The organism is Candidatus Amarobacter glycogenicus (genome assembly GCF_016704105.1).
GTDB classification, from domain to species: domain Bacteria; phylum Chloroflexota; class Dehalococcoidia; order Tepidiformales; family Tepidiformaceae; genus Amarobacter; species Amarobacter glycogenicus.
Map to the genome: position 1 here is coordinate 334,035 of NZ_JADJAT010000001.1, position 26,194 is coordinate 360,228.

Here is a 26,194-nt window from a genome sequence, read left to right on the forward strand (position 1 = left end):
GCCGGCGAGGAGCTGTGTGAAGCCAATGAGGTTCCCGCGGCAAGCTTGCCGCCTTGACCACGAACCCGTAGACAACGGCACAACGTTCGTGTGAGGGATGGCCATGGGCCGCGTAAGCAAGCTGAGCCGGTCGGTTTCGGGAAAGGTCGTGCTGGTGACGGGCGCCGGCAGCGGAATGGGCGAGGCGACTGCCTATGTCTTTTCGGACGAAGGAGCGAGAGTCGCGGCCGTCGACCAGAACCGCGAATCCGTGGAACGCGTCGTTTCGGCGATCTCGGCGGCGGGAAATACGGCGAAGGCGTGGGCCTGCGACGTCTCCGACCGCGGCGCCGTGGACCACATGGTGGAAAGCGTCGTCGCCGAGTTCGGCGGACTCGACATCCTGGTGAACAATGCGGGGATTTCGGCGGCTTTGCCGCTCGAAAGTGCCGAGTACGACGCGGCATGGGCCCGGGTCCTCGCGGTCAACCTGACGGCGATGACGCACACCATCCGGGCTGCTCTCCCACACCTTCGAAAGTCGCAAAGCCCACGCATCATCAACATCGCGAGCACCGAGGGGCTCGGTGCGACGGCGGGGAACAGCCCGTACACGGCGGCGAAACACGGCGTCGTCGGCCTGACGCGCTCGCTCGCGCTGGAGCTCGGGCGAGAAGGTATCACCGTAAACTGCATCTGCCCCGGGCCCATCCGGACAGGGATGACCGAGCCGATCCCTGAGGAAATGAAGGAGCGCTACGCACGCCAGCGGACGGCGCTGCGGCGCTACGGGCTCCCGGAGGAAGTCGCCCAGATGACGCTGAGTTTCGCCTTACCGGCGGCGAGCTTTCTTACTGGGGTCGCGGTGCCGGTCGATGGTGGATTGACGATCCGGAGGGCCTAACGACTGGCCGCCGTCGCGAGTGCCGCAGGCTGAATGTCGACGTATACGGCGCCATCGGGCAGGCGGGATTCGGAACGCGGACCCGGTCCGGGCGAAGCCGCAGCCGAGGCGCAGACCAGGAGCGTCACTCCAGCCACGAGCGCGGTGACTGCAAGCCCGAGGCCCAGGTCCTCCGGGAGGCGGAGTCCGATCGCGGCCGGCCGGGAGAGCGCCATGCTCACGACCGTAACCCGCCTGCGTAATCCAACGGACACCGCCGGGCAAAGAATCCGCAAACAGGCAGTGAAGATGCGGACGCCGGACATGCCGCAAGTGAATGCGCGGCATCGGGTAGTGACCTCCTGATTGGCAGGGCGCAGGATCGGGCCATGGCGACGGACACGGGCGAGTTCGCTTCGGCGCGGCGCAACGAAGCGGAACTGAATGAACGGCAACGAACCGTCCTCGACCTCCTGGTCGCGGGCAAAACCAACGCTGAGATCGGCGACGCCCTCGGGATGAGCCTTGACGGCGCGAAGTGGAACGTCAGCGAGATCCTGACAAAGCTGGGCCTCGACTCGCGCGAACGGGCCGCGGAGTACTGGCGCTGGAGGAACCGGCCGGCGGCGAAGGCAGGCGCGTTGCGGGGCATCGCCAGCCTCGGCTCGCTCAAGTGGATAGCGGCGACCGCGGTGGTGGCCGCGGCGGCGATAGGGCTGCTTGCGCTGTTCTCGCGACCGGCCGAGAAAGCGGAAGGCGAGTTGCCGGCGTTCTACCTGGAGGCCCGACTCGAAAGCTACTACCCGGCAGACTCCATCGGGACCAATGTCAGCGGCGTCGAATTCCCGCCGGAAAGGCGCGTGACGCTCGTCCGCTGGTGGAACCGGGACTTCGACCACCTCCGGATTGAAGTGGAGACTCTGGAGCCAGCGGACGAAGCCGGGACGGACATCATCGTTGTCGACCGGAGCGAGCAAACGTACTTTCGCGACGCGACGAACACGTATTCGAGAACTCCGAGTTACGTCTTCCCGGAAGGCTCGAAGCCGCGCGTGAGACCCTGGAGCATGGCTTCGTTCATTGGGCCGTGGATGAGCCCGGTAGCCAGCATCGACAAAGTGATGGAGCAACTCCGGACGAGCTCCGACAACAACGTAACCAGGACTGTCCGAATCGTCGGCCACGAGAGGCTGTTGGGCATGCCCGCGACGATCGTGGAGCTCTCGCCGGCGACCTCCAGCACAAACACCGACGGTGTGGTTACAAGTAGCGGCAGCATCCGCTACTGGATCGACGAGGAGCGCATGGTCGTGCTCCGGCAGGTGGCGGACCTTGGCGGGAACGGCGAATACTCCATCGAAGTGACAAACCTGGAATGGGACGCGAAGGTGGCGGACGAACAGATCCGTTTCGATCGTCCCAGCGGGGCACAACAGGACCCGCGCAAGTCACTTTCGGTGCTGGTGGACTCAAACAGCGGTGGATCCAGGAGCTCCAGCACCGGGCCGCCATTCAACGTCAGCTTCAACACGCCCGCCGGAATGCTCAGGCCGGACCCTATGCCGGCGGGATTCCGGGCAGAGGCCTACGATGAGGAACGCGACGCCGCAGACCGGATTACGCTTCTTCGCGTTGCCTACTCCGACGACGATTCGCGCGCCTTCGTCTTAGAGCAACGGTTCCGGCCAGGCGGCCTCCGGGCATCAGTGGTGGACACCGGCGTGGCAACTACCATTAGAGGCTTTCCCGCGTACTGGTCTCCGTTGAGTGGGGAGGTCGTGTTGACGTGGGCTGAGGGCGACCTGGTGGTACGCATCTCGGCGGTGGGGATGGAAGAGGCGACCGTGCTGGCCATTGCCGCGGGCCTCATTCCCACGCCCTGACCCTGCCCAAAGGCGCTCCTCCTGCCGTCTCTTAGATTGGGCGCACGTGCCCGGGGAGGCCGCGCGTGGCGGTTTCGGTGGAATTGCCGGACCTTGGGCGGGACATGGCTGGAGGACTGGTAGCCGAGTGGTACCTGCCCGACGGCGCCGCGGTAGGCGCGGGTGAACCGGTCTGCCGTGTGGAATGTGCATTCGTGGCTTACGAGGTCGAAGCGGCGGAGTCCGGGCTTCTGCGCATCCGGCGGCCTGCCGGCAGCATCGAACGCGTCGGTGAGGTCCTGGGCGTCATCCTCGAACCCGGGGAAGCACTTCCGCACGAAGAACCGTCCTCGCGCCACGTCCCGGTCGCTGAAGCCCCGCTCGTGCCGGAGGTTCCTGAACCGGAGCCTGAGGCGGCACTCCTGGAACCAGGGGTCCCGGAACTCGAACCCGAACTAGAACTCGAACTCGAACCGGAGACTCCGGAAGCAGTCGTCGTGCCGTTCCCGCGCCGCTTCGCCGCTGTCGCCGCGGTGGAGTGGGAGATGGCTCCCGGCGATGCCGTGGAGTTCCACACGTCGTTCTTCTCGGGAGCCGTGGACGAGGTTACGCACGCACTTCCGGAAGCGGGCGGGTCCATCCCGGGGCTACCGCTCTGGGAGCCAGATGAGGGACACCGGGCCTCGCCGGCCGCCCCTGACGGCGCCAGGGAGCGCTTCCAGCGTATCTCCGACGAGGCATCCGCCTCGGCCCAGGTGCTGACCATGTCGATCGAAATCGACCTTTCCGAAGCCGCAAAGCTGGTTTCGGTGTGCCAACGAGAGTGGCAGAAGCACGGCGTTGTGCCTCGTGTCGAGGACGCGGCCTTCCGGGCGATCTGCCTCGCGATCGAGACAACGGACCTGGCTGGTGGCGCCGGTGGCATCGTGATAGCGGAGTCTTCGACGGACGTTTCCTGCGCAGTGGGAAACGTAGCAAACAAGACCCTGCGGGAGGCAGCAACTTCGCGAGCGGCGGGGGGCGACACACCTTTCGAGCAGTCGACCTGGGTGCTGGTGTCGCTCTTCGGGCTGGGCATCGCCGCGGCAGCGCCGCGTCTCGATGGGGGCCGGACGGCAGCGTTCGCACTGGCCTCGCCGGGCCGCGACGGATGCGCCGCCCTTACGATGGCCTATGACAGCAGCCGCTGGAGCGAAGGTTCGGCGGGCCGATTGCTCGGTCGAATCCGGGAACTCCTGGAGTCACCCTGTGCGATGCTGATATGACGGTGCGGGAGGATGGCATGGAAGGACACTCGCGGGCCGTCGGCGTGTACGACCTCGGGACAACGAGCTACGGCGAAGTCCACAAGCTGCAGCAGCGGCTGCAGGGGCAGCGGAGGGAGGGCGGCGGGGTCGATACCCTCCTGCTGACCGAGCACCGGCCGGTGTTCACGCTCGGCCGGAGCCACCCCACACCGGACCTGCGCGTAGAACCTGAGGCCGTACGCCAGTGGGGCATCGAGATCGTCCAGGCCGAACGCGGGGGCGACATCACCTACCACGGCCCCGGCCAGCTCGTCGCATACGGCATCATCGATCTCCGGTCCTGGGGCCTCGGGGTACTCGACTACGTGCGAGGGTTGGAGGAGACGGTCATCGGTGTGCTCGCAGACTGGGGTGTCCGAGGCGAACGGAACGAGGCCGGACGCGGAGTCTGGGTGGGTGAGCGGAAGATCGCGTCGGTCGGTCTGAACGTCCGTCGTTGGATAACCATGCACGGCGCTGCCCTGAACATCGACCCGGACATGAGTCATTGGGAGCTGATCAACCCCTGCGGCATGCGGGACATCGAAATGACGAGCATGGCCACTGAAGTCGGCAAGCAGGTGGCGTTCCAGGAAGTGCTGGAGGCCTTTACGTTCCACTTCGGACGAGTCTTCGAGTGCACGATGGAGCCGGCCAGCGTCCCCGGACACGACGTCTCCAGTAGCCGTGGGTGATCGGCTTCACAGACGGCGAAGGGAACGGTGGGGTCTAATCGAGCGCGCACACTGCGGGACGGAGTAACAGGACACCGGAACCCCCTCCCGGCGCCGCCCTCCTGCCGTCGCTTCTCGAACCCATCGAGACGGAAACGCCCCGGAAGACCGGGGCGTTTCGCGTTCCAGGTGAACGTCCGCGTGTGATCAGCCCGGGTAGGACTCGATTGCTTCGTCGCTGAAGTCGGCGTTGGAGTACACCCGCTGGACGTCCTCCAGGTCTTCGAGTCCTTCGATGAGTCGCAGGACCTGGTGAGCAGCCTTCGTATCGAGCTCGACGGTAACCTTGGGGACCATCGCGAAGTCGGCGTTCTCGATCTCAAGGCCGCTCGATTCGAGCGCCTTGCGGACCGGTTCAAGGTTCGAAGGTTCGGTCTTCACCTCGACCATGCCGACGCCGACATCGACGTCCTCGGCGCCGGCGTCGATTGCCTGGAGGGCGAGGTCATCACCGTCCTTTCCGTTCGTCGGGATGGTGATCAGCCCCTTCGCCTCGAACTGCCAGGCCACCGAGCCGTTCTCTCCCAGGTTTCCGCCCGCCCGTGAAAACTGGTGACGGACCTCAGCGACCGTCCTGTTCCGGTTGTCGGTCAGAGCGGCAACGATGATGGCGGTACCGCCGGGGCCATAGCCTTCGTACTGGATTTCGTCGAGCTGTTCATCGGCCGCGCCGCCGGTGCCTTTGGCGACAGCGCGCTCGATGTTGTCGTTGGGCATGTTCTGGGACTTCGCACGCTGGATGGCGAGGCGGAGCTTGAAGTTCATGCCGGGGTCGCCGCCGCCCTGCTTGGCGGCCTGGATGATTTCGCGGCTGAGCTTGGTGAAGATGGCGCCGCGTTTCGCGTCGTTCGCGCCCTTCTGCCGCTTGATGGTGGACCATTTGGAGTGGCCAGACATGGGTCTCTCCGGAGTGATAGGGATGGTTGAAGTGCTTCCGAGTGTAGAGGCGGAGCGGGCTGCGTGCTAAGTGCTCCGCACTGAAATGTGCACGGCAGGCTCGTATCCGGCCGCAAATGCGACCGCGAACGAGGGCGGCGTCAGCAAGGTGGCCGCGTCGTCGCGTGGGATGGGCTCCGAACCGGTATACCCGGCGAACGACCACCGGTGGAGGCGGCCCCGCCACAACAACCGTGGCTCGTCGCGGGCGGCATCAAGTGCCACGAAGACACCGTCGGGAAGGGTCGAGAGCCGGACACGGGCCGTCTTCTGCGTCTTCGTCAGGCGGTCGATTCGTTCACGGTGGGCTATCTGGTCGATGTGAGAAACCGTCCGAAGGAACTGGCCGGAGGGAAGATAGGCACTGGACCACGCCTCGATGAAGCGCAGGGCATCGGGGCGGCGGCACTCCATGCACGGCCGGTGGCCCGCAGCGAAAGCCGTTGCCTCATCGAGGAAGAAGAGCTCGGTATAACGTCCCGGCTGCATCAGCTCCCGGCGCCGCCCCTTGAATTCGAGGACACAACAGATCCAGCGCTCGTTCGTCCACGGCCGTCCCCTGAGCTGTTGCGACTCCGTGTGCATGCAGCCGCCACGATTCCCGAACATCGTCCCTCGCTCGGAGACGGCATGGATGGCGCCGAACGGGTCGACGCGGTTCTGAAGCGGTCCCGGGTTCACCCGCGCCACGGGTCAGATCGCCCGTACGCCGCTGACGATCAGTCCGGCTGCAACTACAACGAGGAGGCCACCGGTGATCCGGGCGACCGCGCCGGCGGCGGCTTCGAACCGTCCCAACCGGGCGCCGATCGCCACGGCGGCAATCGCGAAGACGGTGGCAGCGGCGGCGATCGTTTCGAACTCTCCCCGGTCGGCCCCGTAGGTGACCGCGCCGGCGAGGGCAGCAGGAGTGACCAACGCGAGGAGGACGAACAAGAAGGCCGAGCGGTGCTCACTACCCGGCGCGCCCGCCAGCGGTGCCCCGCCGCGCCACACCTCCGATGCTCCACCGACGAGGAACACGACGCCCGCTCCGACGCGGAAGGTCTCGGGTTCGACGCCAAGACCATCGAGGATTGGATTGGAAAGCAAGGCCGCTCCTCCGGCGAACAGCAGCGCAGCCAGCGCTCCAGCAGCAACGGCGGTTGGGGAAATGGCCGAACCCCTGGGCCTTATGCCGGCGGCGGCCGCGACAGGATTCACGGCGGCGAACATGAAGACGACGAGCTGGAGAAATGCAGTCACGGAGACTCCCTGTGGGCGATGATGGGGGCGGCACGAAGCAATCCGGAGAGGGCATGTTGCTGGTCGTCCATCCGCGTTATGTCGTAGGTGAACCAGGCGCCGCGCGTGCGGTCCGGGTTCGGAGTACGCGCGGATTCTTCGGGTGACACCTGCCTGTCTGCGAGCATTCCCGCGCCGCAATCGACGCGCTCCGCGAGCTTTCTCTCCATGTCGGCCATCCGGGGGTCGGTCGCGGCGAGGTGATGGAGCGAAGTCAGTCCTTCGACCCACGTGCCCATGCCGGCCGCGCGGGCCTGCCGTCCGTGGAGCGCTTTCGAGAACCAGTTATCGCGGCGCTGGGACTCGACGCGGATGAGGAAGCCGAAACGCTCCGCGAGACTGCGTGCGTACACGATGTGATGGTCTTCGAGCGGCCAGTTCGCCATCTCGCCAAGACCGTAGGCTGCCCACTGGTCGGCCCATGGCGGGAACTTCTGGTCCTCGTAATCGTCACGTTTGAGCGCGAGATAGTCGGCCGTCTTGAGGGCGTAGCCATCCCAGCCCTCCCCGGGGAAGAAACGATGCATCAGGGTGAGCGACCAGAAGGCCTCGCCAGTCGCGTACTTGGAACGTTCGCCCGGGACGGGAGCGCCGGTCCGAACATCCCAGCGGTTCAGAAACGCGCCGTCCTCGAGCTGGAGCGCGACGAGTCCGCGGGCGAGCTGGCGGGAGAGGGTATCGAAGCTCGGGTCGCCAGTGGCGATACGCCGCTGCATGAGTCCGGCCAGCATGAGTGCGCTCGCACCGAGCTGTACGCCGTTATCGTCCGGGTTCTGGAAGGCGGCCCACCCGTCATGGCGGTAGAGGTGCTCGACCATGTAGTCCATGCCCAGGTCTGCGGCAGGGAGCACCGAAAGGTCGCCACCGGCAGCGAACTGGTAGAGCGACATGGTGACGCCGGCGTGACGGACGACGTTATACCCGCCTGGCTCGGAATCGGTGGCGCGGTTGTACTCGTAAACGTAGCGGCCGTCTTCGAGCTGGGCACGCTCTATCCAGGACGCCGATTCCCGCGCGGCGACGATGGCCGCCCCGGGCGTGATCGCCGGGCACTGGTGAGGCATGAGCAGCGTCGCGCGGATCATCGTCGCGCCGACCAGCCACACCGAAAGCGTGAAGAGCAGGCCCCGCTTCATCCGGGCGAACGATACAGGGAAGCGCCGAAACGGGAGTCCGAGCGGCGACCAATGGGCGTAAAGTCTCCGCATGGACGAACTTGCCCGGCTCGAACGCCTCCGGAGCATCTGCCTGGCGTTGCCGGAAACCACGGAACGGCTGAGCCACGGGGAACCCTGCTGGTTCGTCCGGGACAAAAAGGCATTCGTCGGGTTCTCGAACCGGCATCATGGGGGTGAGTTCGGCTTCTGGTGTGCGGCACCGCTCGGGGCCCAGGACGCCATGATCACCGTCCATCCCGATCGCTACTTCCGGCCGCCCTACGTCGGGCACCGCGGCTGGGTAGGGGTCCGTCTCGACCTCGAGGAAGTGGACTGGGATGAGGTGGAGGCAGTCGTCCGAGAGGCCTTTCGCGTGGTCGCGCCCGCGAAACTCGCCGAACTGGCGTAGCAGCGGCGTTTCTCGCGTGCACGGTTGTCCTATGATGTGCCGGTGACAAGCGACCTGATCGAAGTTGAGTGGCAGTACGCGGCGCTCGACACGCGGCCGGTTGTCCGCTGGCTCACCGGATCGTTGCCTGCGGGTTTCACGCTCGAACGGGCGGGGACGAAGGAACTCGACGACACCTACTTCGATACGTCGAACTGGCACCTCCACCGCGCGGGGTACACCTGCCGGGTTCGGCGCAGGGGTGATTCGGCCGAGCTGACGCTAAAGTCGATGGCTGAACCGGACGAAGGCATCCGCTCTCGCCGGGAGATCACCGAGCCCCTGACCAGCGCGGATATCTCGCCCGCTGCCGCCCCGGGGGGGTGCGGCGCCATCATCCGTGCTGTCGCCGGCCGAAACCCGTTGCTGCCGCTCTTCCGGCTACAAACCCAGCGAGAAGTCTTCAACCTCGCGGACGGTCACGGACTGCTAGCGGAGGTTGCCGTCGACGAGACGTCGATCCCGGTCGGTGAGGACCGCCCGATCCGCCTTTCCCGCGTGGAGGTCGAAGTCGAACACCAGGCTGTTGGGCGCGCACGTGCCTTCGTCTCGGAGATGGTGGAAGCCAACCGGCTGACGACCGCCGGGCCATCGAAGTTCGAATCGGCACTGATCGCGACGGGCCAGGCCGTGCCGCCCCTGACCGCCGACCTGGGACCGACAGCCGTCGCTCCCGAACTCACTGCGGGCGAGGTGGCCTATGCGGTGTTGCGGAAGCAGTTCGCGGTGTTTCGCGCGAACGAGCCCGGCACCCGTCTTGGCGAAGATATCGAGGCTCTGCACGACATGCGCGTCGCTATCCGGCGGATCCGGGCGGCGATGGCGGCGTTCCGGCCGGTCCTCTCCCTGCGCATGTTGCGCTTCCGCGACCAGCTTGGCTGGGTGGCGGCGGCACTGGGCGAAGTCCGCGACCTCGACGTCCAGCTGGAGCGCATGGAGGAATGGCGCTCGCACTTTCCGCCTGAACGGGCGGCGGCCTTGCGGGCCGTGGAGGATGTCCTCCGGCAACGCCGGCAGGTCGCGCGCAAACGCATGCTGTTGGTGCTCGATTCGCGGCGCTATGAGCGGATCTGCGAGAGCTTCGCGCGCGCTTCGCGAGGGGCCACCGAAGTCGTTCGCGCCGGGCCGCGTCCCCATCCTCTCGGTCGCACCGGATATGGTGGAACGCCGCTACCGGCGCGTCCGCAAGCTCGGAGATGCGGTCCGGAAAGACTCGCCTCCGGAGGCTTACCACACCCTCAGGATCGATGCGAAGAAGCTGCGGTACGCACTGGAGTTCGTGGGCAACGGTATCTACGGCAAGCCCGCCATCGAGTTCAGCGCGCGCGTCACAGCGATGCAGGATGTGCTCGGACTGCACCAGGACGCCTACGTCGCGATGGACCTGCTCCAGGAGATAGCCGATTCGTCTGGCCGGAAGCTCGGCCCGGCCACGTTGATGGCGATGGGTTCGATCACCGAGCGCTACCGTCTCGATGCGATCGACCTGCGTGCGAAGTTCCCAGGCGTGTACCGGCCGATCGCGGGAGACGAGTGGAAGCGGCTCCTCAAGTTGATGGAGCGAGAACGACCGGCGCCGCCGGCGCAGGCCCCGGTGAGTCGCGTGCGAGCGGCACGACCCGGTCCTGCGGTCTAGCGCCAGACACTAACCGCCTGCCCCTGTATCCTCTCTCTCCGGGCATCCGAACCCTGCCGCGCGGCCGCTCGCCGAACCGGAAACCGGAAATTGCTCCCTCGGATTTCGCCAAATGGCTGTGCTTGTCGATGGAAATACCCGCCTCATGGTCCAGGGCATCGGGACCGAAGGCGCGAACCACATGCGCCGCTCTATCGCCTACGGGACCAACGTCGTCGCCGCCATCCACCCGAAGCGTGGTGGAGAACAGCAGGACGGCGTGCCAATCTTCACGACCGTCGACCAGGCTGTCCGCGAGACGGGCGCGAATGTGACGATCATCTTCGTCCCGGCGCCTTTCGCCGCGGATGCCATCCTCGAAGCCGCGGCCGCGAAAGTCCCGCTGATTGTGTGCATCACTGAGGGCATACCGGTGCTGGACATGGTGCGCGTGAAAGCGGCCCTGCAGGGCTCATCGAGCATCCTCATCGGGCCCAACTGCCCCGGAGTCATCACCCCCGCGACGAAGACGCGCGTTGGCATCATGCCGGGCGATGTCTTCCTTCCGGGCCGGGTCGGCGTCGTCAGCCGCTCCGGGACACTCGTCTACGAAGTAGTCGCCCAGTTGACCAATGAAGGCATCGGCCAGAGCACCTGCATCGGCGTCGGTGGCGACCCGATCATCGGCACGCGCCAGGTGGAAGCCATCCGCATGTTGAACGAAGACCCGGACACCGACGCGATTGTGATGGTCGGCGAGATCGGCGGCTCCGCGGAGCAGGAAGCGGCGGCGTACATCAAGGCGAACGTGAGGAAGCCGGTCGTGGCATTCATCGCCGGGGCGACGGCGCCTCCAGGGCGTCGCATGGGCCATGCCGGCGCAATCATCTCAGGTGAGGACGGCAAGGCCGAGAACAAGAAGGCCGCGCTGGCGGACGCCGGGGCGTGGGTTTCGGATTCGCCGGCAGACATCGGCACCACGATGAAGAAGGCACTGCAGGAACGCGGTCTGCTGAAGTAGTTCCGGCGAACAACTGACCTCGAACAGGGCAGTCCCAAAGGGCTGCCCTTTCCTTTTTGGAGCGCGGGCAAATCGCGACAGAAAAGCGTCGTTCGACATGAACTATTGGCGAGGCAGTAAACTTCCCCATCGCCAGCTAAACCGAGGCCCATCCGGATGCTCTCGCCCTACCGAGTCCTGGACCTCAGCACGAACCATTCGGCTGTCTGTGGAGCGATGCTCGCCGACCTCGGGGCCGACGTGATCGCCGTCGAGCCGCTGTCTGGTTCGCCCCTCCGGCAAGAGGGGCCTTTCCGCCACGACGAGCCGGACGCGGAGCATTCACTCACCTGGTGGTCGTACTCGCGGAACAAGCGCAGCGTCTCGCTCGATATCACGTCCGCCGAGGGACGGGCGGCATTGCTCAACCTGGTCGACGACGCCGACTTCCTCATCGAGTCGTTCGCGCCCGGATACCTGGACTCACTCGGACTTGGGTACTCGTCCCTCTCCGAACGCCAACCGGGCCTGATCATGGTATCGATCACCCCGTTCGGGCAGGAAGGCCCGAAGTCCGCATGGGCCGCATCTGACCTGACCATCTGGGCGTCCTCCGGCGCCTTGAACCTGACCGGGGACGATGACCTGGCGCCGGTGCGCGTGTCGGTGCCCCAGGCGAACCTGCATGCCGGCGCGGAAGCGGCGGTGGCGGCGCTGGTTGCACTTGCTGCCCGCCAGCGCGACGGGCGCGGACAGCACATCGATGTCTCGGCCCAGACCGCGAGCATGATGGCGACCCAATCGTTCATCCTCGCGCCCGCCTGGAATGATCTGTCACTCGCTCGTATCGGCGGGGGCCTGAGGCTCGGGCCGCTGTTCGTGCGCTTCGTCTATCCGTGCAAGGACGGGTTCGTCAACATCACCCTGCTCTTCGGGAATGTGCTGGGACTGTTCACGCGCCGCCTGTTCGAGTGGATGCACGAAGAGGGGTTCGTCGACGAAGCGACTCGCGACAAGGATTGGGTCGCGTACTTGCAGTTGCTGCTGACCGGTGAAGAACCGATACCGGAATTCGAGCGGGCGATGGCGGCGATCGAGCAATTCACGCTCTCGCATACGAAGGCGGAACTGTTCCAGGGTACATTCGACCGCCACGTACTCATCGCCCCGGTCAGCACACCGGCCGATATCGTCGATTCGAGTCAGCTCGCTGCGCGGGGCTACTGGCAGAAGTTGGCACACCCTGTAGCCAATGAGCTGGCGGCGTTTCCGGGGCCTTTCGCCCGGTTCTCGGCGCGGCCGATCGAGTACCGCCGGCGGCCACCGCTGCTGGGCGAACATGCGGCCGAGGTCAAGGCGGAGAGGCGGCACAGGGCAGCAACCGAACCTCGCCGGGCCGACAGTCGACCGCCGCTGGAAGGCCTGCGAGTCTGTGACTTCTCGTGGGTGTACGCCGCGCCTGCGGCCACCAGGGTCCTGGCCGACTGGGGCGCCACCGTCGTCAAGGTCGAAAGCACGCGTTTCCTGGACGCACTTCGGACGGGACAGCCGTTTAAGGACGGGGTCGTCGGGCCGGAGCGGTCTGGCGGCTTCTGCAACGTGAACGTGGGAAAACTGGGGCTGGCACTCGACCTTTCGAAGCCGGAAGGCCGCAGTGTGGCACTGCGGTTGGCCGACTGGGCGGACGTGGTCGTGGAAAACTTCTCGCCGAGTGCAATGGCGGCCTGGGGACTCGACTACGCGACACTTTCGGCGCGCAACCCCGGGCTGATCATGCTGAGCACGTGCCTGAGCGGGAGCACCGGGCCGCACGCTTCGTTGGCCGGCTACGGGACCATGGGCGCCGCGCTGACCGGGTTCCATGAACTCACCGGTTGGCCGAACCGACCGCCAGCCGGGCCGTTCGCCGCCTACACGGACTACGTCTCGCCGAAACACGTCACCGCGAGCATCCTCGCTGCCCTCGACCACCGCAGCCGGACCGGGCAGGGCCAACACATCGACCTGTCGCAGGCCGAGGCCTCGCTGCACTTCCTCTCCCCCGCGATCCTCGATTACACGGTGAACCAGCGCCAGCGTTCCCGTGATGGCAACAATTCCGAGGAGTGCGCGCCGCACGGTGTCTTCCGGTGCGCAGGCGACGATCGCTGGATCGCGATCGCGGTTACGACCCAGGCGGAGTTCGCAGCGTTCTGTAGCGCGGCCGGGCATCCTGAATGGGTGAACGACGAGCGTTTCGCCCTGTTCCCGCGCCGCTACGCGAACCGTGCATTGCTCGAAGCAATGATCGGCGAATGGACGTCTGGTCGAGATGTAGCCGAACTCGAAACCGTCCTGCAGGCGGCCGGGGTGCCCGCTCACAGGGTTTCGATGGCGACAGACGTGCTCACTGACCCCCAGCTGCAAGCCCGCGGCCATTGGGCACAGATCGAGCAGGGAGAAGCAGGCACGGTCACGGTCGAGGCTCCCCGGTTCCGCCTCTCGCGAAGCGCCTTTGTGCCGCCACACCCGGCGCCCACCCTCGGGCAGCACAATGACGTCGTGCTCCGGGAGCTCCTCGGGATGAGCGACGAGGCGATAACGGAGCTCGCCGTCGCCGGGGCGCTGGAGTAGACACCGTTCAGGGCGAACGTGTGAGGTAGTCCAAAGGCGCGAAAGTCCCCCGGGACGGCTCTCGGGATCGAGGGCACTGGCTGGGACATCGGCTATGCGGCGCTGTTCCTCTGTTCGGATGAAGCACGCTACATCACCGGCATCACGCTGAACGTGGATGGCGGCGTCTTGGTGAGCTGATCCGCGTCAGCAGTTGAGCTTCAGTCCCGCTGTCGGCCAGTTCTCGAACGCGATGAGTTTGCCGGTGGTGCTCAGTGTCGCGTACAGCGTCCGCAACCCCGGTCCACCGAAGCAGGCGTTCGTGGTCAGGATGTCGGGACACGCGTAGTGGGTTGCCTGACCAGCGGGGGTGAAGGAGGTGAGCCCACCGTTCACCAGCGTCGCCACGATCACGTTCCCCTCGGCATCGACAACCAGCGAGTCGCACATAGCGAAATTGAAGGGCGGGGCGCCGGGGACCGTCCCGACGACGCGGCGCATTCCTACCTGTCCCGGGCCGACGAGGTCATACGCATAGAGGCGGCCTGTCGGCGTCTCCGCAATGTAGAGGACTTTGCCATCGGGGCTGAGACCGATGCCGTTCGGGGACTCCATGGGGAAGATGATCTCCCTGATCATCTTGCCATCGGGAGAGGCGTAGAAGACGCCGGTGCGGTCACGGTCGCGAGGGCGCGTCTTGCCGTGATCGGTGAAGTAGAAGTTGCCCTCGGCATCGAAGACGAGGTCGTTTGGGCCTTTCAGCCGTTCGCCGTCGCACTCGCGGTAGAGCGTCGCCACATCAGAGCCGTCGGCACTCACCCGCTGGATCTGGCCGCCGATGTAGTCGGCTGGCTGCTCCCCCGGGAAGAGCCCAACCGTCCCGTCCGGGAGCGGCCGCTCGGTCCAGTGGAAGCCGCCGTTCTGCGCGACGTAGATCGCGCCATCCGGGCCGATGGCTGCGCCGTTGGGCCCGCCGCCGGTGGTGGCGAAAACCGACTTCGTACCGTCCGCAGCAATGCGGGTGAGGCAGCCGGCGGCGATCTCCGTGACCAGGATGTCGCCGTTTGGCAGTTCGAGCGGACCTTCAGGAAACTTGAGTCCCGTGGCAACGATGCGGAAGTCCATCAGACAATCACCTCAGCAGGAGTGCGCGCGATGGTACGGGAAACGGCCGTCTTTATCGCGCTGGCCGGCCGCACGCGGACCCCATCGCGGGACGGGCGCTTCGAGAATGGGCTCGCACTGAGGAACCGGCTCGCCGACCGGACAAGGAAGGGGCGTAAACTCCGCACATGAGTTTCGACGCGTCACCAGCACGGACCACCAACGCCGCTTTCGTCCCTCAGGGCGCCCCGTTCGCGGTTGCGCGAGCGGAAGGCGCATACCTGGTGACACCCGACGGTCAGCGAATCCTCGATGCGGCGGGCGGCGCGATCGTGGCGAACATCGGGCATGGCCGAAAAGAAGTCGCGGCTGTGGCCGCAGCCGCCTTGGAACGCTGCACTTATGTGGTACCGCCCTTCGCGACCGAAGACCGCCTGAACCTGGTGGAGCGCCTCCAGAAGTCGTGGCTGCCGCCCTCGCTGACCCGCATCACGTTCACCAGCGGCGGCTCGGAGTCGGTCGAAGCAGCCCTTCGCCTGGCCCGACAACACCACGTCTGCGCGGGGCGGCCCGAACGGTGGAAGGTCATCGGGACGGACCTGAGCTACCACGGCGTCAGCCTCGGCGCACTCTCGGTGGCGAACCACGCAGCGCGCCGGGCGCCGTTCGAGCCGATGCTGATCCCCTTCCCGAAGACGCCCGCGCCATACGCCATCCCCGGGTTCGAGCGCGCCGAACACCCGGCCGACGCGCTGGAGCGAGTCATCCTCGCCGAGGACCCCGAGACGGTCGCCGCCTTCATCTGCGAACCGGTGGTCGGAGCTGCCGGGGGCGCGCTCGTCCCGGTCGATGACTTCTGGCCGCGCGCTCGCGAGATCTGCTCGCGGTACGGCGTGTTGCTGATCGCCGACGAGGTCATGTCGGGATTCGGCCGCACCGGCAAGAAGTTCGCAGTCGAGCACTGGGGGGTTGAGCCGGACATCCTGGTGGGAGGCAAGGGACTCTCCGGCGGTTACGCGCCGATCGGCGGCGTCTACGCGAGCGAGGCAGTGGTCGCACCGCTCGCGGCGGAGCGCCAGGACCTGATGTTCTACACCTACTCAGGGCACCCGGCTTCGTGTGCGGTGGCCGACAAAGTGCTCGAAATCATGGAGCGGGAGGACCTAGTAGCGCGCTCCGAGCGGATGGGCGCACTCCTGCGGCAGCGGCTCGACTCGCTGGCGGACCACCCGAACGTCGCCGAGATCCGCGGCCTCGGGCTCATGCTCGGCGTCGAGTTTGTGAAGGACCGCCGGACGATGGAACGCTTCCCGGCGGAAGCGAAGTTCGCCGCCCGGCTGCAGGGGGCAGCCCTGCGCCATGGGGTCTTTCTCTACGCAGCCGGTTCGGGGCCGGTGCGCGACGCGGCCCTGTTCGGGCCACCCTTCACCATCAACGGCGAAGACATCGACCTCATTGTCGAAACACTCACGAGTGCGCTCGAAGAGACGGTCGCAGGAACAGCCTGACGGGCGATGGCCAGCACGCCTATTGGCCGGCGAACGGCAACTTGAAGCGAGCATCCCAGACGGCCAGCGCCGGCTTTGGCTTCAGGTCCGATGTCACGAGTCCCATGAGGGCGAAGGGGAGGGCGCGTTCCGGCTCGGAAGCAGGCGGCGCGACGGCGAGCCACGCGTTCAGGTTCAGGTCTGCGAACAGGAGCATGATCACCAGCACCGGGTCGGCCGCATCCAGTACCGAGAAGAAGCGCTCGTAGAACTCCGCCTGGACGGCGAGCGTCGCCGGCGACTCGGTCTTTCCGGGTGGGGCCGAACTCCAGCCGCCTTCGGCGATGAGGACTGGCTTGCCGCTCGCTTCTTTCAGCTTCGTGAAGTAGTCCGCCGGGATCTCCGACGGGTTGTTGAAGAAGAATGACGGGTAGCTCGAAAGTCCGAGGACGTCGATGTCGAAGGTGCGGGAAAGGGCGAAGTGGTCGACCGCAGATGGCAGGATGGTGACTCGACCCCAGGCTTCGTCCACCTGCAAGGAGACGAAGAACTTCGTCGCCGGCGAGAGCGAGCGCACAAGTGGCGCCAGGCGGTTGCACATATCGCGGATATTCGCGAACAGAACGGGATCGCCTCTGGCGGCGAGGGAGTTGATCTCCGACGCGCAGCCGAAGAAGTCCGGCTGATATCGTGCAACCAGCAACTCCACCCACTGCTCGTGGAGCGCGCGCAGGGCGGGGTCGTTGAGGGTGCGGCCGGCGGCGCGGGTTTCATTCGACTCTCGCGTACGGTCGAGGCCATCCAGGGGGTCGACAAGGAAGGAGACGTGGAAGCCTGTGCCTCGCAAATAGGCCATGAGGCCGTCGTAATCCTCGACGAGGATCGTCTCCATGGGCGTGCCCGCAAGAATTCGCGCCCAGGGCACCTCACGCTGAATAAGGACCGCATCGGAGTGTTTCGCAGCCTCGGGCATCGTCTTCAGGATGGATGCGACGGTCGGCTCGGGCGGTTGCAGGAACCAGCCCATGCGGTAGCCGCGCGTCTGGGCCTGGGCAGAGACATCCGCCGCAAGGGAAGGCACGACGATCCGTGTGGCGGGCTTGTCGAGGCCCGAAGTGGCCGCCTGGCGCTGGAGAGCGACGAGACTCAGGAGGACGAGGAGTGCCGCGAAGACAGAGAGCCGGCGCACGGATAGACTGTAGCGGAAGGCTAAAGAGAAGTCATCTTCCCATTCTTCAGAGACGGTAGGCTCAGGGCGCCGGAGCGCACCCTGTGGGGGCGGGAGAGGGCCGGCGTCCTTGCCATTGGGGGAGATGGGTTCCATACTTAGGGCTTGATCCGCTGCGGCGGATCGTTTTTGTGTTGGAATCCGTTTTTGGATTCACGGGACCCTGGCCCGAGTGGCGCAATTGGCAGCGCAACCGATTTGTAATCGGTAGGTTAGGGGTTCGAGTCCCCTCCCGGGCTCCAGCACAAGGACGCCTCCCGCGAGAGCGGCTGGCACACGTGGAGAGGTGGCCGAGTGGTTAATGGCAGCAGACTGTAAATCTGCCGCGCTTCGCGCTTCGGAGGTTCGAATCCTCCTCTCTCCACCATCCTGGTTCCCGGCGCAAGCCTCGAATCACTCGCTCGCGAGGAGTGCTGGCGAAGGCCACTCGAACTCGCCCTCATAGCTCAGTTGGCAGAGCGCGTTCTTGGTAAGAACGAGGTCTCCAGTTCAAATCTGGATGAGGGCTCCAGGACAACTCCCGGCGGACAGCCGCCGAACAAACACACCAATTCCCAGCCCGGAGGGCAGCATCAATGGCGAAGGCGAAATTTGAGAGGACGAAGCCGCACGTAAACGTCGGGACGATTGGTCACGTAGACCATGGGAAGACGACGTTGACGGCTGCGATCACGAAGGTGCTGGCCTTGAAGGGCGAAGCGGAGTTCCGGGCGTTCGACTCGATCGACAACGCTCCGGAAGAGCGAGCCCGGGGCATCACGATCGCCATTGCGCACGTGGAGTACGAGACGGACAAGCGCCACTACGCGCATGTCGACTGCCCGGGCCATGCGGACTACATCAAGAACATGATCACGGGAGCGGCCCAGATGGACGGCGGCATCCTGGTGGTGGCGGCGCCGGATGGACCGATGCCGCAGACGCGCGAGCACATCCTCCTCGCCCGCCAGGTGGAAGTGCCGGCCCTCGTCGTCTTCCTGAACAAGGTAGACATGATGGAGGACGAAGAACTCCTCGAACTGGTGGAGCTCGAACTGCGCGAACTGCTCTCGAGCCAGGAGTTCCCGGGGGACGACATCCCGATCATCCGCGGTTCCGGGCTGAAGGCCCTGGAATCGGCATCGACCGACCCGAACGCACCCGGAATACGCGTGCATCTGGAACCTGATGAACGCGGTGGACGACTACATTCCGACACCGGAGCGGCCGCTGGACAAGCCGTTCCTGATGCCGGTTGAAGATGTCTTCGGGATCAAGGGCCGGGGCACGGTTGTGACCGGGCGGATCGAACGCGGCATCGTGAAGGTGGGCGAAGAGATCGAGATCATCGGCATTACCGAGACGCGCAAGACGACGGTGACCGGTGTCGAGATGTTCAAGAAGCTCCTCGATGAAGGCCAGGCGGGCGATAACGTCGGCTGCCTTCTGCGAGGCGTCGAGCGCGACGACGTGCAGCGCGGCCAGGTCCTGGCGAAGCCGGGGTCGATCAAGCCGCACACCAAGGTCGAAGCACAGGTGTACGTCCTCTCCAAAGAAGAGGGCGGACGCCACACACCGTTCTTCAACGGCTACCGGCCGCAGTTCTACGTGCGCACCACCGATGTGACGGGCGCCATCGGACTGCCGGAAGGCGTTGAGATGGTGATGCCCGGCGACAACATCACCATGACCATCGAGCTGATTCAGCCGGTGGCTATCGAAGAAGGCCTCCGCTTCGCTATCCGCGAAGGCGGTCGCACCGTCGGCGCCGGCGTCGTCACCAAGATTCTCGCTTAGGCGATTCCGGAAGGAACAGGACCATGGCCAAGGCAAAGGGCGACCGGATCATCATCCACCTGGCATGCACGGAATGCCGGGAACGGACGTACACAACCCAGAAGAACCGACGGCACGACACGGACCGGATGGAGCTGAACAAGTTCTGCCCGCGCTGCCGGGTGCACCGCGCGCACCGGGAGACACGGTAACCCACATGGCACGAACACAACGGCGCCGTGAGGCCACGGCGCCCGCAGCCGCAGCCGGTCAGGCGGAGGATTCCGCCAGGCGCGCTCGCGAGAACTTGCCACGGCCGGCAGCCGCCCCGGTCGCATCGGGCATGGCCCGCCCGGAACTGCGAAAGAGCCGGAATCCCTTCGGGTTCCTGAAGCGGTTCGAGCCGCGCTTTGTCGCCGACATCATCGCCGAATTGCGGAAAGTGACCTGGCCGAGCTTCGCCGAAACGCGATACCTCACCTTTGTCGTCGCAATCGTCGCCGTGGCGATGGGGATCTTTCTTGGCGCGCTCGACCTCGGCTTCGGCTGGATAGTGGAAAAGGTCTTCTTTTCGTGAGTGACGAACCAGCACCGGTGACCGCTCTTTCCCATGTGCGCCCGACTGAAAAGCCGAAGCGCGCGCCACGGCGCCGAAAAGACGACGACGCCCTTGAGCAAGAGCAGCTGACCGACGACGAGATCAACGCGCCCGGGCGCAAGTGGTACTTCGTCCACACGTACAGCGGACACGAGAACAAAGTCCGGAGCGCCATCAAGGCGACCGTCGAACAGATGGACGCCAAGGACAAGGTGCACCACGTCGTTGTCCCGACCGAAGATGAGATCGAAATCAAGGAAGGCCAGCGCCGGACGGTGAAGCGCAAGCTCTACCCGGGTTACGTGCTGGTCCAGACGATCGAACTCAAGGAAGGCGACCCTGATTCCGACGAAGCCTGGCACATGATCCGGAACACCACCGGCGTGACCGGGTTCGTCAGTTCGGGCACCCGGCCGGTCCCTCTTTCCCACGATGAAGTGAGCCACATCCTGCGGGCGATGCGGATGGAACAGCCGCGGATGCGGGTTGCCTTCATCCCTGGCCAAAGCGTCCGGATCGTGGATGGTCCGTTCGAAGACTTCGTCGGGACGGTCGACGAAATCAATACGGAGAAGGGCCGCGTCAAAGTGGTGGTCAACATGTTCGGCCGGGAAACACCGGTCGAACTGGACTTCCTCCAGGTGGAAAAACTCTAGTCTTCGCTCTCTCGGCAGAACGCCAAATCGCCCGCCGGAATACCGGCGGGCGATTTGCTTGTGGGCGCCTGAGAAATCCGAATGCCACTCGGGAATCGTATTCGCTACAAGGTGCAGGACCGGCAAGCCGGTCCTGCTCCAAGGGGTCTGCCCGCCGCCAAGGGTCGGGCGAGGGCAGCAAGTGAACCGCCGGGTGAGCCCCGGCGCCGCGCAGCTTAGAAACCCGCCCGGCCACCGCGGCCCCTGAGGCGCGGGTCCAGGACGTCGCGGAGTGCATCGCCGGCGAGGTTGAAGCCCAGCACGGTAACGGTGAGCGCACCGCCGACCGCGAGTGCCATCCACGGGTCGGCGACGCCGTTGCGGCGGCCTTCCTCGATCATCTTGCCCCAGGACACCTGCGTTGGGTCGCCAAGACCGAGGAACGCCAATGTCGCCTCGACGAGGATGTAGACACCGATCGAACTCGTAAACGTGACGATGATCGGGGCGGTGATGTTCGGGAAGATGTGGCGGAACATGATCCGCAAGTCACTGCCGCCAACGGTGCGCGCTGCAAGGACGTAGACCTCCTCCCGAGTGGCGAGCACCGCGCTTCGGACGATGCGCGTAGAACTCGCCACGCCGAGGATTCCCAGCGAGATGGTGTTCACCGTCATCGTTGGGCTGGACACGACCTGGCCGAAGAGGAGGAGGAGGACCAGCGGTGGGAACGCCTGCAGCGTGTCCATGATCCGTTGGAGGATGAAGTCCGTGGCACCGGCGAAGTATGCGCTGGCCAACCCGATGACGATGCCGGAAATGGTCGCCATGAGGGCCGCGCCGAGGCCGACGTACAGCGCGGTGTATGCACCATGGATGACGCGCGAATACAGGTCGCGACCGAGCCCGTCTGTCCCCAGCCAGTGTTCGCCCGTCGGTCCGGAGAAGAGGATGGGAGTTTCGCCCTTCTGGAGCTGTTCGGGGCGCGCCGTGAGCCGGACGAGCGGATCCGTGAGGCTTTTCTCGTAAAGCGCCTCGTCGAACTCCGGATTCGTCGTCTTAAAGATGGTTTCGGGGTCGTAGCGTTCCAGCTGGTTGCCGAAGACGCCTGCGATGACGCAGGCAATGATGATCACCACCCCCGCACCGCCGAGGGGCTTGGTGCGGAAGAACCGGCCCGCGTGGACGAGGTAGCGCATGAGCACGGGCCTGTCGCTGAGGCTCCGGCGCACTGCTGCATCGGGGGTTCGTTCGAGGACTGCTTGTTCTTGTGTCATTAGTCCAGCGGCCCCTTACGAGTAACGGATGCGGGGATCGAGCACACCATAGAGGAGGTCGATTCCGAGGTTAACGAAGACGATGAAGGTGGCGATCACAAGCACGAAGGCCTGGACAACCGGGACGTCCCGCGCCTGGATGGCCACGAGGATGCGGCGGCCCACGCCAGGGATGCCGAAGAGGTTTTCGAATACCACGTTCCCGCTGAGGAGGCCCGCCAGGGTGAGTCCGAGGACCGTCACCACCGGCACCATGGCGTTCTTCATCGCGTGGCGCAGGATGACGACGCGTTCACGCATGCCCTTCGCCCAGGCAGTACGGATGTAGTCCTGGCGCAGGACCTCAAGCATCTGCGAGCGGAGGAGCCGCATGACGCCAGCAGCCGAAGCGAGACCACCGGCCACCGCGGGAATGACGAAGAGCCGAATGCTGGAGCCTGGGTCTTCCCAGAGGAGCTTCGGGTCGGTTAAGGGCACGGTCCACCCAATTTCGAAGAGGCCGAAGAAGCTGACGCCTTTGACGGTGTAGAGCAACAACATCGTGCCGACCCAGAAGCTGGGCATCGCCAGGACCAGGATCGCAAAGATCCGTAAGACGTAGTCGATCATGGAGTCCTGGCGGATGGCACTGATGATGCCGATCGGAAGGGCCGTGGAAAGCCCGACGAAGAGAGACATGAAGGCGAGCTGCAGGGAGTAGGGGAGCCCGTCCCTCATCCCCTTCAGGGCAGGCTCACGCGTCTGGTAGGAAACACCGAAGTCACCCACGACGAGGTGCCCGAGGTAGCGGACGTAGCGCTCGACGACCGGCTTGTCGAGGCCGAGGTCCTTCCTCACCGCATCGATTTGTGCCGCCCGAAGCGCCGGGTCGGTCGATGTCGGGTCCTGGGCGGCGATGCGCTGGGCAACGAAATCGCCAGGCAACACGCTCGTGGCCAGGAAGACCAGCGTAGCGACGAGCCAGATCACCGGGATGTTCACGACCACCCGGCGCAGAATGTAGTTCCTCACGATTCCCCCCTCACACGATGGACGAGTACGGGCCAGCAGCCAGTGTGGTGGCTGCCGGCCCGTCTTTCGGCGTTGGCGGGCCTAGGCGGGCCTTCCCGACCAGGTCGGGTCCTTCTGGTCGAACCAGGCCTGCGTGCCGGTCTGGTGCGAGGTGACGAACGGTGCCGACTCGGACGGGTGGTAGTAGTTGTGATAGAGCGTGGAGCCCACGCCAATGACGTTGTAGGGGATGCCGGCGCCGTAGGCCTTCAGCAGCTCCCGGTTGACTTCCTTGTTGCCTTCCTGGCGCTTGGCGATGTCGAACTCCGTCATCAGCTGGGCGGTGAGCGTGTCGACCTTGTCGATCTTCACGCCGAACTGCGGGAACTGTGGCTGAGACGAGTTGTACTGGACATAGTTCAGGATGGTCGGTTCCGGGTCGGTGATGTCGGTGATCCAGCCATACCAGAGGGCGTTCTTCCCGTTGCCGTATTGCTGCTTCACGATCTTGCCGGTGATGGTGGAGTAGGGCTCGATCTTCGCCGTGAAGGTATTGCCGAGGACCTTCTTCAGCTGGTTCATGATCAGCGCTGAACCGCCGGAGTAGAGGCCCTCCCAGATGTCCGGGATGTCGATCACGATCTCGCCGAGACCGGGGCCGCCGTTTGCGTCCCACATCTTCTTGGCTTCCGCCTCATCCTTCGCCCGGTCCTCAAGGTAGCCAGGGAAGGTGATGAGTTCCTTCTCGTTGATGCCGAAAGCTGCCTGTGTCGCGGGAATGTTCCCGGCCAATGCGGCCTTACCCTGGAGCAGCGAGTTGATGATCGCTCGGCGGTCGAAGGCCCGGAAGATCGCGCCGATGAGGTTCGGGTTGTTCCACGGGGCGGCGCCGCCATAGTAGGTGCCCGCCTGCGGGTTCGCCGCGAACTGCTTGACCTCGAAGATCTTGCCTTCGTACTGCTTCTTCAGGCTCTCGAGCACCGCGTTCTGGGCCGGTGCGAAGGCATCGACCTGCTTCTGTTCGAACGCCGCCTGCTGGGCCGCCTGGTCGGTGAACAGCGGGACGTACTTGATCGCGTCCCAGTTCACCTGGGTGTGGAACTTCTCGTTCCGGGTGAGCGTGAGCTTGCCTTCCGCCGCGAACTCCGTGAGGACGAAAGCGCCAGTGCCGATGATCTTGTCGGCCGAGATGTTCGCATAGTCCTTCTCGAACGCCCTGACCGCCTCGGGCGCCTGGACCTTGGCGTAGGCGCCGGCCAGCACGTTCAGGAAGAACGGGTCGGGCTTCGAAGTGGTTACCTTGACCGTCTTCGTATCGATCGTCTCGACCTTGTCGACCGACTGGAACGACGACTTCCGGTAGAAGTTCGGGTCGTCGGTCCCGTCGAGCGTCTTCCCCGCCTTGTTGCGGAGGATGAACTGGGTGATGTCATCGGCGACGGCCGCTCGGCCGTTTACCGGCGGCTTGTTATGCCAGAAGACGTTCGGCCGGACGGTGAAGACGAAGGTCTGCTTGTCGGGTTGTTCCGCTTTCTCGGCGAGCCCGCCGCCGATCTTGCCGGCGCCGTAGCTGTCCCACTGCATGACGCCGAGGTTGGTGAAGCCGAACAGCGTCGCGACCGGGCTGAAGCGGGTCCGGTCCACATCGAAGGTGTCGTAGGTGTTGTTCGAGCTGACGAAGTGGGCGGTGCCGCCCTTTTGCTTCGCTGCAGTCGTCGGCGAGGCGCCCGCGCTGGGCGAGGCGGCTGTGGTGCCGCCGCTCGGCGGCGAAGTGGGCTCCGCGTCGTCGTCGTCGTCATCGTCGCCGCAGCCAACGAGGCCGAGTGCGCCGAGGCCGATGCCTGCCGCGGCAGCGCCCCCGAGCACGCTGCGGCGCGTCAGAGCGCGGCCGGCGGCTTTTCGTTTCCAGTAATTGTCGATCTCCGACATGTGACTTTCCCCCTTGGATTCACCGATATGATTGCAGCCATAGACCCCACGGTGATTCCGCGGAGTATACGCACGCCGTTGCTTGATGGAAGTCAGTGTTTGGGAAACTTCTGGCCGGACGTTCAAGTGCTGCGGGCCACGCCTGGCATTGCCCGATAGGCCCGTTTCCGGCGACAATGTGGGTTCGGCCCTGAAGCCGCATTCGTGGAGGCGCGCCACCGAGCGCGCCGCTCGTACACAAGGAGAGCCAAATTGGCAAAGAAAGTCCGTGCAGTGGTGACACTGCAACTTCCGGCGGGCAAAGCGAACCCCGCCCCGCCCGTCGGCCCAGCGCTGGGCCAGCACGGCGTGAACATCATGGAGTTCTGCAAGGACTACAACGCCCGCACGCAGGACAAGGTTGGGCAGATCATCCCCGCCCAGCTCACCATCTTTGAAGATCGCTCGTTCACGTTCATCCTGAAGACGCCCCCAGCGGCCGACATGCTGCGCAAGGCCGCCGGCATCGCGAGTGGAAGCGGCAACCCCCGGCTGACCAAGGTCGGCAAGGTCAGTTCCGATGACATCCGGAAGATCGCCGAGACGAAGATGCCGGACCTCAATGCCAACAGCCTCGACGAGGCGATGAGGATCATCGAAGGCACGGCGCGCAGCATGGGCATCGAGGTCGTATAGCCATGGCGAAGAAGGGCAAGCGATACATCGAAGCGGCCTCCAAGGTCGAGGTGACGAAGTTCTATCCCGTGGAAGAGGCCATCGCGTTGGCGAAGGAGATCCACCCGGCGAAGTTCGACGAGACCGTTGAACTCCACATCAAAACCGGGCTGGACCCGCGCCATGCCGAACAGCAAATCCGCGGCAGCACCGTCCTGCCTCACGGCCTGGGCAAAGTGATGCGCGTCCTCGTCTTCACCGAAGGCGAGGCGGTTTCCGCCGCCCGCGAAGCCGGCGCCGACTTCGTCGGGAGCGACGACCTCATCAAGCAGATCGAAGGCGGTTGGACGGACTTCGATGTCGCCATCGCGACGCGCGAAATGATGGGCAAGGTGGGCCGCCTCGGCCGCGTGCTCGGGCCGCGAGGCCTGATGCCGAACCCACGCTCAGGGACCGTCGTGGGCGCGGAAGACATTGCCAAGACGGTGAACGATGCCAAGCAAGGCCGTGTCGAGTTCCGCCTCGACCGTCTCGCCAACATCCACGTCCCACTCGGCAAGGTGAGCTTCGATGACGCGAAGCTTCGGGAGAACATGGCGACCTTCATCGAAGCGGTGAACGCCGCCCGTCCGAAGGAAGCCAAGGGCCAGTACATTCGCAGCGCCACGCTGACGACGACGATGGGACCCGGCATCCACCTGGACCTGGCCCAGACGCTGGCGATGCGCACCACGTAGCAGCACTCCGGTCATCGGCACATG

General features: G+C 65.3%; 25 protein-coding genes, 3 tRNA genes and 2 pseudogenes. 19 read left to right on the plus strand and 11 right to left on the minus strand.

Annotation, left to right across the window (positions count from 1 at the left end):
- Positions 1-103: 103 nt before the first annotated feature.
- Positions 104-883 carry an SDR family NAD(P)-dependent oxidoreductase gene (locus IPG14_RS01725; protein WP_343390708.1) on the plus strand — a complete coding sequence of 260 codons (780 nt, stop codon included), beginning with the start codon at positions 104-106 and terminating at the stop codon, positions 881-883.
- Here IPG14_RS01725 and IPG14_RS01730 read toward each other — a convergent pair.
- Complete coding sequence (locus tag IPG14_RS01730; RefSeq protein WP_343390709.1) at positions 880-1,188, minus strand: hypothetical protein; 309 nt, start codon at positions 1,186-1,188, stop codon at positions 880-882. The two genes, IPG14_RS01725 and IPG14_RS01730, sit on opposite strands and share 4 nt — an antisense overlap.
- Before the next feature lie 63 nt (positions 1,189-1,251).
- On the opposite strand from IPG14_RS01730, the gene IPG14_RS01735 reads away from it, so the two are divergent.
- From IPG14_RS01735 to lipB, 3 genes are all read left to right on the plus strand, one after another.
- A complete protein-coding gene (locus IPG14_RS01735) occupies positions 1,252-2,745 on the plus strand; it encodes a LuxR C-terminal-related transcriptional regulator (RefSeq protein ID WP_343390710.1) in 1,494 nt (497 codons plus the stop codon).
- Between the two features lie 65 nt (positions 2,746-2,810).
- Entirely contained in the window at positions 2,811-3,989 is a 1,179-nt protein-coding gene (locus IPG14_RS01740) for a biotin/lipoyl-containing protein (RefSeq protein WP_343390711.1), read from the plus strand.
- Between the two features lie 17 nt (positions 3,990-4,006).
- Positions 4,007-4,705, plus strand: a complete 699-nt coding sequence (gene lipB, locus IPG14_RS01745) for a lipoyl(octanoyl) transferase LipB (RefSeq protein ID WP_343390712.1) — start codon at positions 4,007-4,009, stop codon at positions 4,703-4,705.
- 186 nt (positions 4,706-4,891) lie between these two features.
- On the opposite strand, the gene IPG14_RS01750 is transcribed toward lipB, so the two are convergent.
- The 4 genes from IPG14_RS01750 to IPG14_RS01765 form a co-directional block, all read right to left on the minus strand.
- On the minus strand, positions 4,892-5,641 hold the full coding sequence (locus IPG14_RS01750; RefSeq protein WP_343390713.1) for a YebC/PmpR family DNA-binding transcriptional regulator: 750 nt from the start codon (positions 5,639-5,641) through the stop codon (positions 4,892-4,894).
- 66 nt (positions 5,642-5,707) lie between these two features.
- Positions 5,708-6,370 (minus strand): hypothetical protein, encoded by a 663-nt coding sequence (locus IPG14_RS01755; RefSeq protein WP_343390714.1) that lies wholly within the window; start codon positions 6,368-6,370, stop codon positions 5,708-5,710.
- Between the two features lie 3 nt (positions 6,371-6,373).
- Positions 6,374-6,925, minus strand: coding sequence for a hypothetical protein (locus tag IPG14_RS01760; RefSeq protein ID WP_343387876.1), 552 nt, complete (start codon positions 6,923-6,925; stop codon positions 6,374-6,376).
- Positions 6,922-8,100, minus strand: a complete 1,179-nt coding sequence (locus IPG14_RS01765; protein WP_343390715.1) for a hypothetical protein — start codon at positions 8,098-8,100, stop codon at positions 6,922-6,924. Before IPG14_RS01765 ends, IPG14_RS01760 begins: the two co-directional genes overlap by 4 nt.
- Before the next feature lie 70 nt (positions 8,101-8,170).
- Between IPG14_RS01765 and IPG14_RS01770 the strand changes: the two genes are divergently transcribed.
- A complete protein-coding gene (locus IPG14_RS01770) occupies positions 8,171-8,530 on the plus strand; it encodes an MmcQ/YjbR family DNA-binding protein (RefSeq protein ID WP_343390716.1) in 360 nt (119 codons plus the stop codon).
- Positions 8,531-8,998: 468 nt separating this feature from the next.
- Here IPG14_RS01770 and IPG14_RS01775 read toward each other — a convergent pair whose 3' ends face one another.
- Complete coding sequence (locus IPG14_RS01775; protein WP_343390717.1) at positions 8,999-9,523, minus strand: hypothetical protein; 525 nt, start codon at positions 9,521-9,523, stop codon at positions 8,999-9,001.
- A gap of 106 nt (positions 9,524-9,629) precedes the next feature.
- On the opposite strand from IPG14_RS01775, the gene IPG14_RS01780 reads away from it, so the two are divergent.
- The 4 genes and pseudogenes from IPG14_RS01780 to IPG14_RS01795 form a co-directional block, all read left to right on the plus strand.
- Entirely contained in the window at positions 9,630-10,205 is a 576-nt protein-coding gene (locus IPG14_RS01780; RefSeq protein WP_343390718.1) for a CHAD domain-containing protein, read from the plus strand.
- Between the two features lie 112 nt (positions 10,206-10,317).
- Entirely contained in the window at positions 10,318-11,205 is an 888-nt protein-coding gene (sucD, locus tag IPG14_RS01785) for a succinate--CoA ligase subunit alpha (protein WP_343384809.1), read from the plus strand.
- A gap of 156 nt (positions 11,206-11,361) precedes the next feature.
- The gene (locus IPG14_RS01790) at positions 11,362-13,797 is read left to right on the plus strand and encodes a CoA transferase (RefSeq protein WP_343390719.1); all 2,436 of its coding nucleotides are present in this window, start codon (positions 11,362-11,364) and stop codon (positions 13,795-13,797) included.
- Between the two features lie 60 nt (positions 13,798-13,857).
- Positions 13,858-13,977 (plus strand): annotated as a pseudogene (locus IPG14_RS01795) (SDR family oxidoreductase); the annotation flags it as partial.
- A gap of 6 nt (positions 13,978-13,983) precedes the next feature.
- Here the strand turns inward: IPG14_RS01795 and IPG14_RS01800 are convergent.
- Positions 13,984-14,901, minus strand: a complete 918-nt coding sequence (locus IPG14_RS01800; protein ID WP_343390720.1) for an SMP-30/gluconolactonase/LRE family protein — start codon at positions 14,899-14,901, stop codon at positions 13,984-13,986.
- A 167-nt stretch (positions 14,902-15,068) separates the two neighbouring features.
- Here IPG14_RS01800 and IPG14_RS01805 point away from each other — a divergent pair, with 167 nt between their 5' ends.
- Entirely contained in the window at positions 15,069-16,388 is a 1,320-nt protein-coding gene (locus IPG14_RS01805; RefSeq protein ID WP_343390721.1) for an aminotransferase class III-fold pyridoxal phosphate-dependent enzyme, read from the plus strand.
- A 19-nt stretch (positions 16,389-16,407) separates the two neighbouring features.
- Here IPG14_RS01805 and IPG14_RS01810 read toward each other — a convergent pair whose 3' ends face one another.
- Positions 16,408-17,556 carry a hypothetical protein gene (locus tag IPG14_RS01810; protein WP_343390722.1) on the minus strand — a complete coding sequence of 383 codons (1,149 nt, stop codon included), beginning with the start codon at positions 17,554-17,556 and terminating at the stop codon, positions 16,408-16,410.
- Between the two features lie 205 nt (positions 17,557-17,761).
- Here IPG14_RS01810 and IPG14_RS01815 point away from each other — a divergent pair.
- From IPG14_RS01815 to nusG, 7 genes and pseudogenes are all read left to right on the plus strand, one after another.
- A tRNA-Thr gene (locus IPG14_RS01815) sits at positions 17,762-17,837 on the plus strand.
- Between the two features lie 38 nt (positions 17,838-17,875).
- A tRNA-Tyr gene (locus IPG14_RS01820) sits at positions 17,876-17,962 on the plus strand.
- Between the two features lie 68 nt (positions 17,963-18,030).
- Positions 18,031-18,106, plus strand: a tRNA-Thr gene (locus tag IPG14_RS01825).
- 64 nt (positions 18,107-18,170) lie between these two features.
- Positions 18,171-19,371: pseudogene (gene tuf, locus IPG14_RS01830) on the plus strand (elongation factor Tu).
- 23 nt (positions 19,372-19,394) lie between these two features.
- Positions 19,395-19,562, plus strand: coding sequence for a 50S ribosomal protein L33 (gene rpmG / locus IPG14_RS01835; protein ID WP_343384814.1), 168 nt, complete (start codon positions 19,395-19,397; stop codon positions 19,560-19,562).
- Between the two features lie 5 nt (positions 19,563-19,567).
- A complete protein-coding gene (secE, locus tag IPG14_RS01840; RefSeq protein ID WP_343390723.1) occupies positions 19,568-19,927 on the plus strand; it encodes a preprotein translocase subunit SecE in 360 nt (119 codons plus the stop codon).
- Between the two features lie 122 nt (positions 19,928-20,049).
- Positions 20,050-20,604 (plus strand): transcription termination/antitermination protein NusG, encoded by a 555-nt coding sequence (gene nusG, locus IPG14_RS01845; RefSeq protein ID WP_343385237.1) that lies wholly within the window; start codon positions 20,050-20,052, stop codon positions 20,602-20,604.
- 215 nt (positions 20,605-20,819) lie between these two features.
- Here nusG and IPG14_RS01850 read toward each other — a convergent pair whose 3' ends face one another.
- From IPG14_RS01850 to IPG14_RS01860, 3 genes are all read right to left on the minus strand, one after another.
- On the minus strand, positions 20,820-21,860 hold the full coding sequence (locus tag IPG14_RS01850; RefSeq protein ID WP_343384816.1) for an ABC transporter permease: 1,041 nt from the start codon (positions 21,858-21,860) through the stop codon (positions 20,820-20,822).
- Positions 21,861-21,875: 15 nt separating this feature from the next.
- Complete coding sequence (locus IPG14_RS01855; RefSeq protein WP_343384817.1) at positions 21,876-22,871, minus strand: ABC transporter permease; 996 nt, start codon at positions 22,869-22,871, stop codon at positions 21,876-21,878.
- An 81-nt stretch (positions 22,872-22,952) separates the two neighbouring features.
- Positions 22,953-24,779 (minus strand): ABC transporter substrate-binding protein, encoded by a 1,827-nt coding sequence (locus IPG14_RS01860; RefSeq protein WP_343390724.1) that lies wholly within the window; start codon positions 24,777-24,779, stop codon positions 22,953-22,955.
- Between the two features lie 252 nt (positions 24,780-25,031).
- Here IPG14_RS01860 and rplK point away from each other — a divergent pair, with 252 nt between their 5' ends.
- Positions 25,032-25,454 carry a 50S ribosomal protein L11 gene (rplK, locus tag IPG14_RS01865; RefSeq protein WP_343384819.1) on the plus strand — a complete coding sequence of 141 codons (423 nt, stop codon included), beginning with the start codon at positions 25,032-25,034 and terminating at the stop codon, positions 25,452-25,454.
- Between the two features lie 2 nt (positions 25,455-25,456).
- Complete coding sequence (rplA, locus tag IPG14_RS01870; protein WP_343384820.1) at positions 25,457-26,170, plus strand: 50S ribosomal protein L1; 714 nt, start codon at positions 25,457-25,459, stop codon at positions 26,168-26,170.
- Positions 26,171-26,194 lie beyond the last annotated feature (24 nt).